The sequence below is a fragment of the Staphylococcus roterodami genome (genome assembly GCA_022493055.1).
Classification (GTDB): domain Bacteria; phylum Bacillota; class Bacilli; order Staphylococcales; family Staphylococcaceae; genus Staphylococcus; species Staphylococcus singaporensis.
The window spans coordinates 1336391-1352705 of record CP092781.1; the positions used below are offsets into that span (position 1 = coordinate 1336391).

General features: G+C 32.3%; 15 protein-coding genes. 13 read left to right on the plus strand and 2 right to left on the minus strand.

Going from position 1 to position 16315, the window contains the following annotated elements; genetic code table 11:
* Positions 1-82 precede the first annotated feature (82 nt).
* Positions 83-1066, plus strand: a complete 984-nt coding sequence (locus tag ML436_06565; protein UMT79382.1) for an LCP family protein — start codon at positions 83-85, stop codon at positions 1064-1066.
* An 88-nt stretch (positions 1067-1154) separates the two neighbouring features.
* Here the strand turns inward: ML436_06565 and ML436_06570 are convergent, their stop codons facing one another.
* Positions 1155-1340, minus strand: coding sequence for a 4-oxalocrotonate tautomerase (locus tag ML436_06570; GenBank protein UMT79383.1), 186 nt, complete (start codon positions 1338-1340; stop codon positions 1155-1157).
* A 147-nt stretch (positions 1341-1487) separates the two neighbouring features.
* On the opposite strand from ML436_06570, the gene ML436_06575 reads away from it, so the two are divergent.
* Positions 1488-2750 carry a Y-family DNA polymerase gene (locus ML436_06575; GenBank protein ID UMT79384.1) on the plus strand — a complete coding sequence of 421 codons (1263 nt, stop codon included), beginning with the start codon at positions 1488-1490 and terminating at the stop codon, positions 2748-2750.
* Between the two features lie 267 nt (positions 2751-3017).
* On the opposite strand, the gene ML436_06580 is transcribed toward ML436_06575, so the two are convergent.
* Complete coding sequence (locus tag ML436_06580; GenBank protein ID UMT79385.1) at positions 3018-4109, minus strand: prephenate dehydrogenase; 1092 nt, start codon at positions 4107-4109, stop codon at positions 3018-3020.
* A gap of 165 nt (positions 4110-4274) precedes the next feature.
* Here ML436_06580 and ML436_06585 point away from each other — a divergent pair, with 165 nt between their 5' ends.
* The 11 genes from ML436_06585 to ML436_06635 all read left to right on the plus strand — a co-directional run bounded on the left by ML436_06585 (position 4275) and on the right by ML436_06635 (position 16298).
* Entirely contained in the window at positions 4275-5306 is a 1032-nt protein-coding gene (locus ML436_06585) for a M42 family metallopeptidase (protein UMT79386.1), read from the plus strand.
* Between the two features lie 498 nt (positions 5307-5804).
* Positions 5805-7211, plus strand: coding sequence for an anthranilate synthase component I (locus tag ML436_06590; GenBank protein UMT79387.1), 1407 nt, complete (start codon positions 5805-5807; stop codon positions 7209-7211).
* Positions 7208-7777, plus strand: coding sequence for an aminodeoxychorismate/anthranilate synthase component II (locus ML436_06595; protein ID UMT79388.1), 570 nt, complete (start codon positions 7208-7210; stop codon positions 7775-7777). Before ML436_06590 ends, ML436_06595 begins: the two co-directional genes overlap by 4 nt.
* A gap of 2 nt (positions 7778-7779) precedes the next feature.
* Complete coding sequence (trpD, locus tag ML436_06600; protein UMT79389.1) at positions 7780-8778, plus strand: anthranilate phosphoribosyltransferase; 999 nt, start codon at positions 7780-7782, stop codon at positions 8776-8778.
* 1 nt (position 8779) lies between these two features.
* Positions 8780-9562: an indole-3-glycerol phosphate synthase TrpC gene (trpC, locus tag ML436_06605; GenBank protein ID UMT79390.1), complete on the plus strand. Its 783-nt coding sequence runs from the start codon at positions 8780-8782 to the stop codon at positions 9560-9562.
* The gene (locus ML436_06610) at positions 9562-10194 is read left to right on the plus strand and encodes a phosphoribosylanthranilate isomerase (protein UMT79391.1); all 633 of its coding nucleotides are present in this window, start codon (positions 9562-9564) and stop codon (positions 10192-10194) included. Before trpC ends, ML436_06610 begins: the two co-directional genes overlap by 1 nt.
* Positions 10187-11401: a tryptophan synthase subunit beta gene (gene trpB / locus ML436_06615; GenBank protein UMT79392.1), complete on the plus strand. Its 1215-nt coding sequence runs from the start codon at positions 10187-10189 to the stop codon at positions 11399-11401. The genes ML436_06610 and trpB overlap by 8 nt, the downstream gene beginning before the upstream one ends.
* Positions 11394-12122, plus strand: a complete 729-nt coding sequence (trpA, locus tag ML436_06620; GenBank protein ID UMT79393.1) for a tryptophan synthase subunit alpha — start codon at positions 11394-11396, stop codon at positions 12120-12122. Before trpB ends, trpA begins: the two co-directional genes overlap by 8 nt.
* Before the next feature lie 321 nt (positions 12123-12443).
* Positions 12444-13706 (plus strand): glycine glycyltransferase FemA, encoded by a 1263-nt coding sequence (gene femA, locus ML436_06625; protein UMT79394.1) that lies wholly within the window; start codon positions 12444-12446, stop codon positions 13704-13706.
* Positions 13707-13724: 18 nt separating this feature from the next.
* Positions 13725-14984 (plus strand): glycine glycyltransferase FemB, encoded by a 1260-nt coding sequence (gene femB / locus ML436_06630; protein ID UMT79395.1) that lies wholly within the window; start codon positions 13725-13727, stop codon positions 14982-14984.
* Positions 14985-15530: 546 nt separating this feature from the next.
* On the plus strand, positions 15531-16298 hold the full coding sequence (locus ML436_06635; protein UMT79396.1) for a Cof-type HAD-IIB family hydrolase: 768 nt from the start codon (positions 15531-15533) through the stop codon (positions 16296-16298).
* Positions 16299-16315: the final 17 nt, after the last annotated feature.

The following is a 16315-nucleotide window of genomic DNA, read 5'->3' on the forward strand; positions in this document are numbered from 1 at the left end:
TTTGAATTGTTTTTATATAACGTTAATATGTGATAATTATAGTACACAAAAATCTATTTTTGAAGATATAAGGTAGGTAAATATGGATAAAGAAACTAATGACAACGAATATAGACGTCAAAGTGAACAAGCTACTTCGACGCCTAAACGAAAAAAGAAGAAGAAAATTAGGAAATTACCTATCATTCTTCTAATTGTTGTAATTTTACTAATCGCATTAATTGTATATATTGTACATAGTTACAATAGTGGTGTGGAATATGCCAAGCAACATGCGAAAGATGTTAAAGTACATCAATTTAATGGACCTGTAAAAAATGATGGTAAAATTTCGATTCTTGTACTTGGTGCAGATAAAGCACAAGGTGGACAATCAAGAACAGATTCTATCATGGTTGTTCAATATGACTTTATCAATAAAAAAATGAAAATGATGTCTGTCATGCGTGATATTTATGCAGATATCCCAGGATATGGTAAACATAAAATTAATTCAGCATATGCTTTAGGCGGTCCAGAGTTACTTAGAAAGACACTTAATAAAAATTTAGGTATTAATCCTGAATATTATGCTGTAGTTGACTTTACTGGGTTCGAGAAAATGATTGATGAACTTATGCCTGATGGTGTACCAATTAATGTTGAAAAAGATATGTCTAAAAATATCGGCGTTTCTTTGAAAAAAGGTTATCATAAATTAAATGGTAAAGAATTACTAGGTTATGCTAGATTCCGTCACGACCCAGAAGGTGACTTTGGACGTGTAAGACGCCAACAACAAGTAATGCAAACATTGAAAAAAGAAATGGTTAATTTTAGAACAATCGTGAAACTTCCTAAAGTTGCTGGTATTTTAAGAGGTTATGTTAATACGGATATTCCTGATTCTGGTATTTTCCAAACAGGTTTGAGTTTTGGTATTCGTGGAGACAAAGATGTTAAGTCATTAACTGTACCGATTAAAAACTCATATCAAGATATCAACACAAATAGTGACGGCAGTGCTTTACAAATTAACAAAAATACAAATAGACAAGCTATTAAAGAATTTTTAGATGCAGAATAAAATATAAAAAAGCGATTTCTATCAAAGTAATGATGGAAATCGCTTTTTTAGTGATTGAGAATTTAATGTTTCAATGTGTTTCTTAACTTTATTGATCTGATTTTCTAACACCAGCAACACCATAACGGCTTGGCTGCATTTCTTCAATAACAACATGAATTGCTTGTCTGTTCGCACCTGTTGTTCTTTCTACAGCATCTGTTACTTCGCTTACTAAATTTTTTAATTGTTCATCTGAACGACCTTCTAATAATTTTACATTGACGATTGGCATAATCCAAACCTCCTAATCATTATTAATTTGAGTATACCATGTAATAATTAAAAATACATTTACAAATTAAGAGAACTAATGTTCTTTTGGGTGTTGAAATAGAACGTATGTTCGTATATAATGAATACATGTAAGGGAGGGATAACAGTGTATAATTATCATTTATTAGAAGATAGGGATGTTCTATGTATTGACCAAAAGAGCTTTTTTGCGAGTGTTTCTTGTATTGAAAAGGGATTAGATCCATTAGAAACAAAGCTAGCTGTCGTTGCGGATACTAAACGCCAAGGATCTGTAATATTAGCTGCGACACCTAAATTAAAAGAGTTGGGCATCAAGACAGGATCACGATTGTTTGAAATACCGCATAGAAATGACATTTATATTATTAATCCAAGTATGCGTAAGTATCTCAATGTTTCAGTTGCTATTTCTAAAATTGCATTACGTTATATTCCACCTGAAGATTTACACCAATATAGTATTGATGAATTTTTTATGGATGTGACTGATAGTTATCATAGATTTAGTTCAACAGTACATGCATTTTGTGAAAGACTCAAACGTGAAATTTATGAAGAAACAGGGATTTACTGCACTGTAGGTATAGGATCAAATATGTTGTTAAGTAAGATTGCAATGGACGTCGAAGCGAAACACAGTAAAAATGGTATTGCTGAATGGCGATATCAAGATGTACCTACAAAATTGTGGCCAATTCAACCATTGCGAGATTTTTGGGGTATTAATCGTCGAACAGAAGCAAAGTTGAATAAAAGAGGAATTTTTACTATAGGGGATTTAGCAAAATATCCATATAAATTTTTGAAAAAAGAGTTCGGCATTTTAGGTGTTGATATGCATTTGCATGCTAATGGAATAGATCAAAGTAAAGTTCGTGAAAAGCATAAAATTAGCAACCCATCTATATGTAAGAGTCAAATATTAATGAGGGACTATCATTTTGATGAAGCAAAAGTAGTAATGCAAGAGTTAATTGAAGATGTGGCAAGTCGAGTCAGAGCGAGGAAGAAAGTAGCGCGTACAATTCATTTCTCTTTTGGATATAGTGATGAAGGGGGCGTTCATAAACAATATACATTGAAAGATCCAACAAACTTAGAAAAAGATATCTATAAAGTAGTAATGTATTTCGCTGATAAGTTATGTAACAAACAAGCTCTGTACCGGACATTAAGTATATCATTGAGTCAGTTTATTAATGAAGATGAACGACAGATGAGTTTATTTGAAGATGAATATCAAAGGAAGAGAGATGAGTGTCTAGCTAAAACGATAGATCAATTGCACTTGAAGTACGGTAAAGGTATCGTATCAAAAGCGGTGTCATATACAGAGGCGGGCACGAAGCATGGCAGATTAGGTTTAATGGCTGGTCATAAAATGTAATGAGGTCGGGACAAAAGCGTTTAGTATTTGAGCAGAACAGAACGATGAGCAAAATTGTTTTCCGAATTTTGTCGAATTGTGAGAGTTTCTGCCGAAAATCCTGCTTTTGGGACGCCGTTAATCGGTTTCCCAGAGCACAAAAACTTTATGTCTCAATCTCGTAATTCGTATAAAATAAGTCTCTAAAGATAAATATTTTATATATCACAATAGATTTTCACAACAGCATCTAAGAATATATAGAATTTATCAAAAGAGACTTAATAATTATTGGATATAACAATCAAAATCACTCAATGCTTCCATACCACGTTCGCGATCTGAAGGTGTTTTAAAACTAATCTTTAGAGCACCATATATATCTTCGCGGACTTCTAAAATTCTTAAGTTGCTTATAGATATATTATGTAAACTTAAGATGTGAGTGACTTTGCTAATCATACCCGGTTTATCCGGAATATCAACATATAGATCATACGCAGTATTTAATCCACCAAGTTGTTTAGTAGGTAGGGCATCGCGATACGACTTAGCTTCGGCAAAAAATGCCAACAATTTTTCAGAATCATTATTTTCAATTATGCTTTCTAATTCATGAAATTGATTTTTAAGTTGATGAATCATTTCTAAAATATATGCTTTATTACTTAACGTGATATCTTTCCACATTTGAGCGTTGCTGCTAGCAATTCGTGTAATATCTCGAAAGCCACCAGCTGCTAATTTAGTAACTAGCTGATGTTCATCACTATTATTATGACTAAGGTGTACTAAACTTGAGGCAACAATATGAGGCAAATGACTTACAACACTTGTTACATAATCATGTTCATCAGCTGTAGTCACAATGAACTTAGCTAATGTGGGAGATAAAAGTTCTTTTAACATGTTAGCAGCTTGTTTATTTTCTTGTTCGTCATAAACTAAAATATAATACGCATTTTCAAACAAATGTTTTTTGGCATTTAATACACCTGATTTATGACTACCGGCCATCGGATGACCACTAACTAAATGAATATTATGTTTTAATAGACTACGTTCATGTTGTTGAATTGTCGATTTAGTACTTCCTGTATCTGTAACAATAACACCTGGTTTTGTTTCGATATCAATTAATTCAACAAGATATTTATTGGTAATAGTCACAGGCGTTGCATAAATAATCACATCAGCTTCTTTGACAGCAGCTGGATAATCCGTATATTTACGATCAATAATTCCAATCGATTTAGCCTTATCTAATTGTGAAATATCTGCATCAAATGCAATGATATTAATTTCAGGATTATGGAATTTGATATTACTAGCAAGACTACCACCAATTAACCCAAGTCCTACAAATAAAACTGTTGTCATCTACATCACCTTATTTCGAAATTTTCAGAATAATAACATTGTAAATGAGCTATTTGCGTAGTGCAATAGTAAATAAAGAAATGCAACAAGACATTAATAGATAAAGTAATGTAAATCATCTACAATGAAACTGTAGAGAAAACAACTGTCATGGAGGGGAATTACATGGAAGAAATTTTAGAAACGATTAAGACATTAACAAACATTAGCAGTCCTTCGGGAGATACAGAAGAAGCAATCCAATTTGTTGAAAATTACGTTAAAAACTTGGGGTACCAAACAAAATTAACAAATAAAGGGGCTTTACTCATAACTGTGCCAGGCAATAACAATGATGTCCAACGTTGTATTACTGCGCATGTTGATACATTAGGCGCAATGGTTAAAGAAATTAAAGAAGATGGACGCTTAGCAATCGAGTTAATTGGTGGGTTCACTTATAATGCTATTGAAGGTGAATATTGCCAAATTAAGACAGAAGCAGGGCAAATATACTCAGGTACTATTTGCTTACATGAAACAAGTGTACATGTTTATCGAAATAACCACGAAATAGCTAGAGACAAAGAGCATATGGAAATACGAATAGACGAGGTTACAACATCCGAGGAAGATACTAAGAGTTTGGGTATTTCAGTAGGTGATTTTGTTAGCTTTGATCCGCGCACAGTCATCACGTCATCAGGCTTTATTAAATCTCGCCATTTGGATGATAAAGCAAGCGTAGCAATGATACTGCAATTACTCAAAAAATTAAAGAAAGATCAAACAACATTGCCACATACAACACAATTTTATATATCAAATAATGAAGAAATCGGCTATGGTGCGAACGCATCGATTGATTCTAGAATCAAAGAGTATATTGCGTTAGATATGGGGGCATTAGGAGACGGGCAAAATTCTGATGAGTATACTGTTTCGATTTGCGCCAAAGATTCATCCGGTCCATACCATAAACAATTGAAATCACATCTAGTAAATCTTTGTAAAATAAACGATATTCCATACAAAGTGGACATATATCCATATTATAGTTCTGATGCATCAGCGGCATTGAGTGCTGGGGCAGATATAAGACATGGCTTGTTTGGAGCAGGCATTGAATCATCTCATGCAATGGAACGAACACATATTGATTCGATTAGAGCGACAGAACATTTATTATATGCGTATTGCTTATCACCTATAGAATAAATGAAATAGTGTTGACAAATACGAACGACCTATGTAATATAATGAACTATAAAAATAATTAGAATTTTCTAAAGATATAGTAGCAAATATGAAATGTAGCAAACAGAAAGCTAATGGGTGATGAGAATTAGCACGACATATTTTGTGAATTGGACTTTGGAAGACAGTTAAATAAATATATAAAGTGAACATTAATTATGTTAACTAAGGTGGCACCACGGTAACGCGTCCTTACAGAATTTCGCGTTATAGTGGTGTCTTTTTATTTGAACAAAATGTAGTAGTTAATTATATGGTAGCAACAGAAAGTTAGTGGTCGATGTGAACTAACACCGATATTAATGAAATTGGGTTTTGTTTGTAAGAGAAAAATTAAATAAAATAAGAGTGAGCTTTGAATATTTCGAATATTCGGTTAATTTAGGTGGTACCACGCGTCAGCGTCCTTTATTTATTAAGGATGTTGGCGTTTTTTTTGAAAGGAGTGTAATGAAGAGAATGGACATATTTTATAAAAAAATTAAAGCTAATGTAACGCCTGAAGTATTGGCACAACTTCATTCGAAGAAAATAATACTCGAAAGTACAAATCAGCAACAAACTAAAGGGAGATATTCTATAGTCATATTTGATATTTTTGGCACATTAACATTAGATAATAATACTTTATCAATAAATACAATAAAAGGAACAAACAAAATTACTGAAAATCCATACCAGTATTTAACAACTAAAATAAACGAAGATTATCATGACATTAATGATGACGCACTTAGGGCATTGCCATTTATTTCTGGATATGTGGGAACATGTAGCTTTGACTTGGTACGTCATGAATTTCCAAAATTACAATCAATACAATTAGAAGATCACGTTCAACATGATGTACGGCTATATATGGTGGAACATGTTTACGTATTCGACCATTACAAAGATGATTTATATATCATCGCGACAAATCAGTTTTCAAATGCAACAAAGTCTGAATTAAAAGCGCGTGTAAATAAATCTATTAATGATTTAACGAAGATTCAGCCGTTTACACCTACACATGATTTTGATTTTAAAGACAAACAAATTCAATCAAATATTTCAGAATCAAGATTTATCGAAATGATTAAATATTTTAAAGAAAAAATAACAGAAGGTGATATGTTCCAAGTTGTGCCTTCAAGAATATATAGTTACAAACATCATGCGAGCAATAATTTAAATCAACTGTCATTTCAACTGTACCAAAATTTAAAACGCCAAAATCCAAGTCCGTATATGTATTATCTCAATATCGATAAACCTTATATTGTTGGAAGTTCTCCAGAAAGCTTTGTCAGTGTCAAAGATCAAATCGTAACAACGAACCCAATTGCTGGAACAATTCAACGTGGGAAAACAACGCAACAAGATAATGAAAATATGCAACAACTACTTAATGATCCCAAAGAATGTAGTGAACATCGCATGCTTGTTGATTTAGGTCGCAATGATATTCATAGAGTAAGTAAAATCGGTACGTCAAAAATTACTAAATTAATGGTCATTGAAAAGTACGAACATGTCATGCACATAGTTAGTGAAGTCACTGGTAAAATAAAGCCTAATTTATCACCAATGACGGTCATTGCCAATTTATTACCAACTGGTACAGTTTCGGGTGCACCAAAATTACGTGCAATTGAAAGAATATATGAACAATATCCATTTAAGCGTGGTGTTTATAGTGGCGGCGTTGGCTATATCAATTGTAATCACAACTTAGACTTTGCTTTAGCAATTCGTACAATGATGATTAATGATCAATTTGTAAATGTAGAGGCTGGTTGTGGTGTTGTATATGATTCCATTCCTGAAAAAGAATTGGAAGAAACGAAATTGAAAGCAAAAAGTTTATTGGAGGTACAACCATGATTTTAGTTATAGATAATTATGATTCATTTACTTATAACTTAGTTGACATTGTCGCCCAATATACTGATGTCATTGTAAAGTATCCTGACGAAACTGATGTCTTAAAACAAACAGTAGATGCAATTATAATTTCACCAGGTCCAGGGCATCCATTAGATGATCAACAGTTGATGAAAATTATAGAAACATATCAGCAGAAGCCAATTTTAGGGATATGTTTAGGTGCTCAAGCACTTACATGTTATTACGGCGGAGAAGTCATTAAAGGTAATAAGGTTATGCACGGAAAAGTTGATACTTTTATTATTAAAACTGAAAATAATAGTTTGTTATACGAAGGTGTACCAGAACAATTTTCGATTATGAGATACCATTCATTAATAAGTAATCCTGATAATTTTCCAGAAGAATTGAAAATTACTGGACGTACCGAAGATTGTATACAGTCATTTGAACATAATGAACGACCACATTATGGTATTCAGTATCATCCTGAATCATTTGCTACAGACTATGGTGTCAAAATAATTACAAATTTTATTAATTCTGTAAAAGGAGGGCGATGATTATGTCGTTACTAACAAGAATAAAAACTGAATCGATATTACACGAAAGTGATATTAAGGAGCTAATTGAAATACTTATTTCACCTAGTATTGGAACGGATATAAAATATGAATTGCTAAGTAATTATTCAGAACGAGAAATTCAACAACAAGAATTAACATATATCGTAAGAAGTTTAATTAATACGATGTATCCACATCAACCTTGTTATGAAGGTAGTATGTGTGTTTGTGGTACAGGTGGAGATAAATCAAATAGCTTTAATATCTCGACAACTGTTGCATTCGTTGTGGCAAGTGCAGGTGTAAAAATAATTAAACATGGTAATAGAAGTATTACGTCAAATTCGGGCAGTACAGATTTGTTAAATCAAATGCGAATTTCCACAACAAGTGTGGACGATACGCCAAAACAATTAGATGAAAAAAATCTTGTATTTATTGGAGCAACTGAATCATATCCAATCATGAAGTATATGCAACCAGTTAGAAAAATGATTGGAAAGCCTACAATATTAAACCTTGTGGGTCCATTAATTAATCCATATCACTTAACGTATCAAATGGTAGGCGTCTTTGATCCTACAAAGTTAAAGTTAGTTGCTAAAACGATTAAAGACTTAGGAAGACGACGTGCGATAGTATTACATGGCGCAAATGGGATGGATGAAGCAACATTGTCTGGCGATAATTTAATATATGAATTGACTGAAGATGGAGAAATCAAAAACTACACATTAAATGCGACTGATTATGGTTTGAAATATGCGCCGAATAGCGATTTTAAAGGCGGTTCACCTGAAGAAAATTTAGCAATCTCACTTAATATCTTGAATGGTAAAGATCAGTCAAGTCGTCGTGATGTTGTCGTACTAAATGCAGGTTTAAGCCTATATGTTGCAGAGAAAGTGGATACCATCGCAGAAGGCATAGAACTCGCAAGCACTTTGATAGATAATGGTGTAGCTTTGAAGAAATACCATCAAATGAGAGGTGAATAACATGACAATTTTAGAAGAAATTGTTGAATATAAACAGTCACTTTTACAAAATGGCTATTACCAAGACAAGCTTAACACCTTAAAAAGTGTGAACATTCAGAATAAAAAATCTTTTATAGGTGCAATTGAACAGGAACCAAAGTTAGCAATTATTGCAGAAATTAAATCAAAGAGTCCCACAGTAAATGATTTACCCGAACGAGATTTATCGCAACAAATTTCTGATTATGAACAGTACGGGGCAAATGCAGTTTCAATTTTAACAGATGAAAAGTACTTTGGAGGGAGTTTTGAACGTTTACAAGAATTAACAACAAAAACGACACTTCCAGTATTATGTAAAGACTTTATTATAGATCCGCTTCAGATTGACGTTGCTAAACAAGCTGGCGCATCTATGATTTTACTTATCGTTAATATCTTATCGGATAAACAATTGAGAGAGTTATACGAATACGCTACTTCCCAAAATTTAGAAGTATTAGTGGAAGTTCATGATCGTGAAGAATTAGAACGTGCTCATAAGATTAATCCTAAATTAATTGGTGTTAATAATAGAGACTTAAAACATTTTGTAACTGATGTCACACATACAAATATTATTTTAGAAAATAAACAGCCGAATCATTATTATATTTCAGAAAGCGGTATTCATGATACCTCTGATGTAAGAAAAATCTTGCATAGTGGTATCGATGGCTTACTAATAGGTGAGGCGCTTATGCGTTGCGATAACCTATCTGAATTTTTACCACAACTAAAAATGCAAAAGGTGAAATCATGATGAAATTGAAATTCTGTGGCTTTACATCAATTGAGGATGTTATAGCGGCAAGTCAACTAACTATTGATGCGATAGGTTTCATCCATTATGAAAAAAGCAAAAGGCATCAAACAATTACCCAAATAAAAAAGTTAGCGTCTGTTGTGCCAGACTATATCGATAAAGTATGTGTCATGGTAAATCCTGATTTAACAACAATTGAGCAGGTATTAATCAATACGTCAATTAATACAATTCAGTTACACGGCACAGAATCTATTGATTTTATAAAAGAAATTAAAAAGAAGTATCCAAGCATTAAAATCATTAAAGCTTTACCTGCAGATGTAAACATAATCCAAAACATAAATAAATATAAAGGTTTCGTAGATTTATTTATTATCGACACACCTTCAGTATCGTATGGTGGTACGGGTCAAACGTATGACTGGACTATTTTGAAGCACATCAAAGACATACCTTATTTAATTGCAGGAGGCATTAACTCTGAAAATATTCAAACAGTTAATCAACTTAAATTATCACATCAAGGTTATGATCTTGCATCAGGTATAGAAGTAAATGGGCGAAAAGATATAGCCAAAATGACAGCAATAGTAAATATTGTGAAAGGAGAAAGGGAAAATGAATAAACAAATACAAACAGAAGTAGATGAATTAGGTTTCTTTGGTGAATACGGAGGGCAATACGTACCTGAAACGTTAATGCCAGCAATTATTGAATTAAAAAGGGCTTATAAAAAAGCAAAAGAAGATCCAGAGTTTCAAAGGGAACTAGAATATTATTTATCAGAGTATGTAGGGCGCGAGACACCGCTTACTTACGCTGCATCATATACTAAAAGCTTAGGTGGCGCTAAAATATATTTGAAACGTGAGGATTTAAATCATACAGGCGCACATAAAATTAATAATGCATTGGGACAAGCATTACTTGCGAAACGTATGGGCAAGAAGAAGCTTGTTGCTGAAACAGGTGCGGGTCAACATGGTGTAGCTAGTGCTACGGTTGCTGCATTATTTGATATGGAACTTGTTGTCTTTATGGGAAGCGAAGATATTAAACGACAACAACTCAATGTATTTAGAATGGAATTACTTGGTGCAAAAGTTGTTGCTGTTGAAGATGGTCAAGGGACATTATCGGATGCAGTGAATAAAGCTTTACAATATTGGGTGAGTCATGTAGATGATACACATTATTTATTGGGTTCTGCATTAGGTCCAGACCCATTCCCAACAATTGTCAGAGATTTTCAAAGTGTCATTGGTAAAGAAATAAAATCACAGATATTGAAGAAAGAAGGGCGACTTCCGGATGCAATTGTAGCATGTATTGGCGGTGGTTCAAATGCAATTGGAACTTTTTATCCATTTATTAAAGATGATGTTGCATTATATGGTATTGAAGCTGCAGGTCAAGGAGAGGATACTGATAAACATGCACTTGCAATTGGCAAAGGCTCACCTGGCGTATTACATGGTACTAAAATGTATTTAATTAAAGATGAAGGTGGGCAAGTGCAACTAGCACATTCTATTTCAGCAGGACTTGATTATCCTGGTATTGGGCCTGAACATTCTTATTACCACGATATTGGTAGAGTAACTTTTGAAAATGCAAGTGACAAACAAGCGATGGATGCTTTAATTAATTTCACTAAAAATGAAGGGATTATTCCAGCAATTGAAAGTGCACACGCACTGAGTTATGTAGAAAGACTAGCACCAACTATGTCGAAAGAAGATATTATTGTTGTTACCATCTCAGGTCGTGGAGATAAAGATATGGAGACGATTAGACAATATATGACAGAGCGAGGTGTTGAAAATGACTAAATTATTTATACCTTATATTATGGGGGATAAAGATTTTATTGAAAATGCAAAAATATTAAGCGAAAATGGTGCCGATATTATTGAAATAGGTGTGCCATTCTCAGATCCCGTTGCTGATGGTCCAGTTATCATGGAAGCAGGACAACAAGCGATTAAACAAGGCATCACGATAGATTATATTTTCAATCAATTAGAAAAACATGGTAATCAAATTAAGTGTCAGTATGTATTAATGACGTATTATAATATTATTTGTCATTATGGAGAGCAAGCATTTTTTGAAAGATGTCGAGATACAGGAGTTTATGGTTTAATCATTCCAGATTTACCATACGAATTATCACAGCGTTTAAAACAACAATTTAGTCACTATGATGTCAAAATCATATCGTTAGTTGCTATGACTACAGATGACGAACGTATAAAAGATATCGTATCTCATGCGGAAGGATTTATTTATACTGTGACGATGAATGCGACGACAGGACAAAACGGTGCCTTTCATCCAGAATTAAAACGAAAAATCGAATCAATTAAAGCGATAGCCAATGTGCCAGTAGTCGCAGGATTTGGTATAAGAACACCACAACATGTTGCAGATATAAAAGAGGTTGCAGATGGTATCGTTATTGGTAGTGAAATCGTTAAGCGATTTAAAGCTAACACGCGTGAAGAAATCATTGAATATTTACAATCTATCAAACACGCCTTGAACAATTAAGATTCATTAATTTAATATAAAATAGCTTAATGCTGTTTAAAAGTCATATAAAACGGTAAATTATAAAACTGAATAGCAACTTTTCAAAAGTAATATGGGCAAATCCAAACGTTCATATTACTTTTTTTGGAACTGTATGCAAAAATCTAAATTTAACCATAAAAGTATACACAATTAATGCGTTTATGTTTTAGTTTTAACATTAACTATTGTATACTTATTTAGATTAGATTTATTATTTTTGACATTTGCAGAGGGCGAAAGATAAAATGCTGCGAATAAGGAAATGAAATTAACGAGAGACAAATAGGAGTAATGATAATGAAGTTTACAAATTTAACAGCTAAAGAGTTTGGTGCCTTTACGGATAGCATGCCATACAGTCATTTCACGCAAACTGTTGGCCACTATGAGTTAAAGCTTGCTGAAGGTTATGAAACACATTTAGTGGGAATAAAAAACAATAATAACGAGGTCATTGCAGCTTGCTTACTTACTGCTGTACCTGTTATGAAAATGTTTAAGTATTTTTATTCAAATCGCGGACCAGTGATTGATTATGAGAATCAAGAACTTGTACACTTTTTCTTTAATGAATTATCAAAATATGTTAAAAAACATCGTTGTCTATACTTACATATCGATCCATATTTACCATATCAATACTTGAATCATGATGGTGAGATTACAGGTAATGCTGGTAATGATTGGTTCTACGATAAAATGAGTAACTTAGGATTTGAACATACTGGATTCCATAAAGGTTTTGATCCTGTGCTACAAATTCGTTATCACTCAGTGTTAGATTTAAAAGATAAATCAGCTGACGACATCATTAAAAATATGGATGGACTTAGAAAAAGAAACACGAAAAAAGTTAAAAAGAATGGTGTTAAAGTAAGATTTTTATCTGAAGAAGAACTACCAATTTTTAGATCATTTATGGAAGATACGTCAGAATCAAAAGCTTTTGCTGATCGTGATGACAAATTTTACTACAATCGCTTAAAATACTACAAAGACCGTGTGTTAGTACCTTTAGCGTATATCAATTTTGATGAATATATTAAAGAACTAAACGAAGAGCGTGATATTTTAAATAAAGATTTAAATAAAGCGTTAAAGGATATTGAAAAACGTCCTGAAAATAAAAAAGCACACAACAAGCGAGATAACTTACAACAACAACTTGATGCTAATGAGCAAAAGATTGAAGAAGGCAAGCGTCTAAAAGAAGAACATGGTAATGAATTACCTATCTCTGCTGGTTTCTTCTTTATCAATCCATTTGAAGTTGTTTATTATGCTGGTGGTACATCAAATGCTTTCCGACATTTTGCCGGAAGTTATGCAGTGCAATGGGAAATGATTAATTATGCTTTAAATCATGGTATTGACCGTTATAATTTCTATGGTGTTAGTGGTAAATTTACAGAAGATGCTGAAGATGCTGGTGTAGTTAAATTTAAAAAAGGTTACAATGCTGAAATTATTGAATATGTTGGTGACTTTATTAAACCAATTAATAAACCTGTATATGCAGCATATACTGCACTTAAAAAAGTTAAAGATAGAATTTTTTAGGAAAGGAATTATTAAAACATGAAATTTACAGAGTTAACTGTTACTGAGTATGACAACTTTGTACAAAATCCATCGTTGGAAAGTCATTATTTCCAAGTAAAAGAAAATATTGTTACCCGTGAAAATGATGGCTTTGAAGTTGTTTTGTTAGGTATTAAAGACGACAATAACAAAGTAATTGCAGCAAGCCTTTTCTCTAAAATTCCAACAATGGGAAGCTATGTTTATTATTCTAATCGTGGTCCAGTGATGGATTTTTCAGACTTAGGATTGGTTGATTATTATCTTAAGGAATTAGACAAATACTTACAACAACATCAATGTTTATATGTTAAATTAGATCCATATTGGTTATATCATCTATATGATAAAGATATCGTGCCATTTGAAGGTCGCGAGAAAAATGATGCCTTAGTTAACTTGTTTAAATCGCATGGTTACGAGCATCATGGCTTTACAACCGAATATGATACGTCAAGCCAAGTAAGATGGATGGGTGTATTAAACCTTGAAGGTAAAACACCTGAAACATTGAAAAAGACATTTGATAGTCAACGTAAACGTAATATTAATAAAGCGATAAATTATGGTGTTAAAGTAAGATTCCTTGAGCGTGATGAATTCAAGCTTTTCCTAGATTTATATCGTGAAACTGAAGAACGTGCTGGCTTTGTATCAAAAACAGATGATTATTTTTATAACTTTATTGACACATATGGAGATAAAGTATTAGTACCATTAGCGTATATTGACCTTGATGAATATGTGTTGAAGTTACAACATGAATTGAATGACAAAGAAAATCGTCGTGATCAAATGATGGCGAAAGAAAACAAATCAGATAAACAAATGAAGAAAATTGCAGAATTAGATAAGCAAATTGATCATGATCAGCATGAGTTATTGAATGCGAGTGAATTGAGCAAAACGGACGGTCCAATTCTAAATCTTGCTTCTGGCGTTTATTTTGCAAATGCATATGAAGTGAATTATTTCTCTGGAGGTTCATCAGAAAAATATAATCAATTTATGGGACCATACATGATGCATTGGTTTATGATTAATTATTGCTTCGATAATGGTTATGATCGTTATAATTTCTATGGTTTATCAGGTGATTTCACAGAAAACAGTGAAGATTATGGCGTATACCGCTTTAAACGTGGATTTAATGTACAAATCGAAGAATTAATAGGGGATTTCTACAAACCAATTCATAAAGTGAAATATTGGTTGTTCACAACATTGGATAAATTACGTAAAAAATTAAAGAAATAGATATAAATGATGTTAGGGCTTATAGTTATTGATACTATAGGCTCTTTTTTATATGTTTTTTAGCGAAATTAAAGAAAAATTACGATAAGTTTATATGCGTTGTGCAACATATATGGACGCAATTCACTTAATAAGTATTAATTGTGATTGTATAATTAAACATATCATGGTTTGATACTTCAATTATTATTTGATGTTATTCCAATGAATTTACATTAACAAATTGATTAGCAATTACAAATTCTAAACTCGCGTACAAAAAAGTAAATAATTTCATTGATGATTAAAGCTATATAGCAAACATGGTCATAAACAAACGATAAATTCTTGTTTGGAAATTAGTAAAATAAACGTTTGAAGACAATACTAATATATGAGTGAATTGAAGAGAAACTCGAAGTTGTATAAGTCCCCTTATGGAATTTCATATTTTAGTTTACATAATATATATTATAGGAAGTTATATATCTAATGCAAAAGGTGCCCTACATTATCATTTACTTACATATGCTATAATCATATTATTCTAATGTTTGGAGTGATTTGATGAAATTTGTATTTGATATTGATGGTACACTTTGTTTTAATGGTAAATCAATTGATTCATCAATCATTGATGCATTGTTACAATTACAAAATGCTGGTCATGAACTTATATTTGCATCTGCACGACCGATTCGTGATTTGTTACCAGTTTTACCAGAAGTCTTTCATCAACATACATTAATTGGCGCAAATGGCGCTATGATTTCACAGCAATCAAATATTTCAGTTATCAAGCCAATTCAAGCTTATACATATCATCATATCTTACGAATAATACAAAAATATGAATTAGATTATATTATCGATGATGATTGGAATTATGCTGCTAAATTAGACGCTGAGAACGCGATTTTTGAGCGCTTAGATCCACATAAGCTGGCTAGTTGTACTAATGTTGCAAATATTGACACACCAATTAAAATTATTTTATTAAATATAGAACCACCACAAATTACAAGCATTTTAAATGAACTAAATAAGTATCATCAAGAACTAGAAATCATTCATCATTCAAATGAGTTTAACATTGATATTACAGCCCAAAATATTAATAAATATACAGCACTACAATACATATATGGTAAAGATGTTGAATATATAGCATTTGGTAATGATCACAATGATATTATCATGCTACAATATGCTACTAATGGCTATATTGTAGGGCCATCAGAAGATTATACACATACAATATTGAAATTGGATCATGTAACACATATAGATAGTCATGCCCAAGCTATTTGCAGTTCATTAAATTTATATGTATAAAAACTTCCCCCCTATCA

Bases quoted from the DNA above. Each gene is read 5' to 3' on its own strand.
- ML436_06610 (UMT79391.1), top strand. From the start codon at position 9,562: ATGAAATTGAAATTCTGTGGCTTTACATCAATTGAGGATGTTATAGCG.
- trpC (UMT79390.1), top strand. From the start codon at position 8,780: ATGACAATTTTAGAAGAAATTGTTGAATATAAACAGTCACTTTTACAA.
- femA (UMT79394.1), top strand. From the start codon at position 12,444: ATGAAGTTTACAAATTTAACAGCTAAAGAGTTTGGTGCCTTTACGGAT.
- ML436_06580 (UMT79385.1), bottom strand. From the start codon at position 4,109: ATGACAACAGTTTTATTTGTAGGACTTGGGTTAATTGGTGGTAGTCTT.
- ML436_06585 (UMT79386.1), top strand. From the start codon at position 4,275: ATGGAAGAAATTTTAGAAACGATTAAGACATTAACAAACATTAGCAGT.
- femB (UMT79395.1), top strand. From the start codon at position 13,725: ATGAAATTTACAGAGTTAACTGTTACTGAGTATGACAACTTTGTACAA.
- ML436_06635 (UMT79396.1), top strand. From the start codon at position 15,531: ATGAAATTTGTATTTGATATTGATGGTACACTTTGTTTTAATGGTAAA.
- ML436_06590 (UMT79387.1), top strand. From the start codon at position 5,805: ATGGACATATTTTATAAAAAAATTAAAGCTAATGTAACGCCTGAAGTA.
- trpA (UMT79393.1), top strand. From the start codon at position 11,394: ATGACTAAATTATTTATACCTTATATTATGGGGGATAAAGATTTTATT.
- ML436_06570 (UMT79383.1), bottom strand. From the start codon at position 1,340: ATGCCAATCGTCAATGTAAAATTATTAGAAGGTCGTTCAGATGAACAA.
- trpB (UMT79392.1), top strand. From the start codon at position 10,187: ATGAATAAACAAATACAAACAGAAGTAGATGAATTAGGTTTCTTTGGT.
- trpD (UMT79389.1), top strand. From the start codon at position 7,780: ATGTCGTTACTAACAAGAATAAAAACTGAATCGATATTACACGAAAGT.
- ML436_06595 (UMT79388.1), top strand. From the start codon at position 7,208: ATGATTTTAGTTATAGATAATTATGATTCATTTACTTATAACTTAGTT.
- ML436_06565 (UMT79382.1), top strand. From the start codon at position 83: ATGGATAAAGAAACTAATGACAACGAATATAGACGTCAAAGTGAACAA.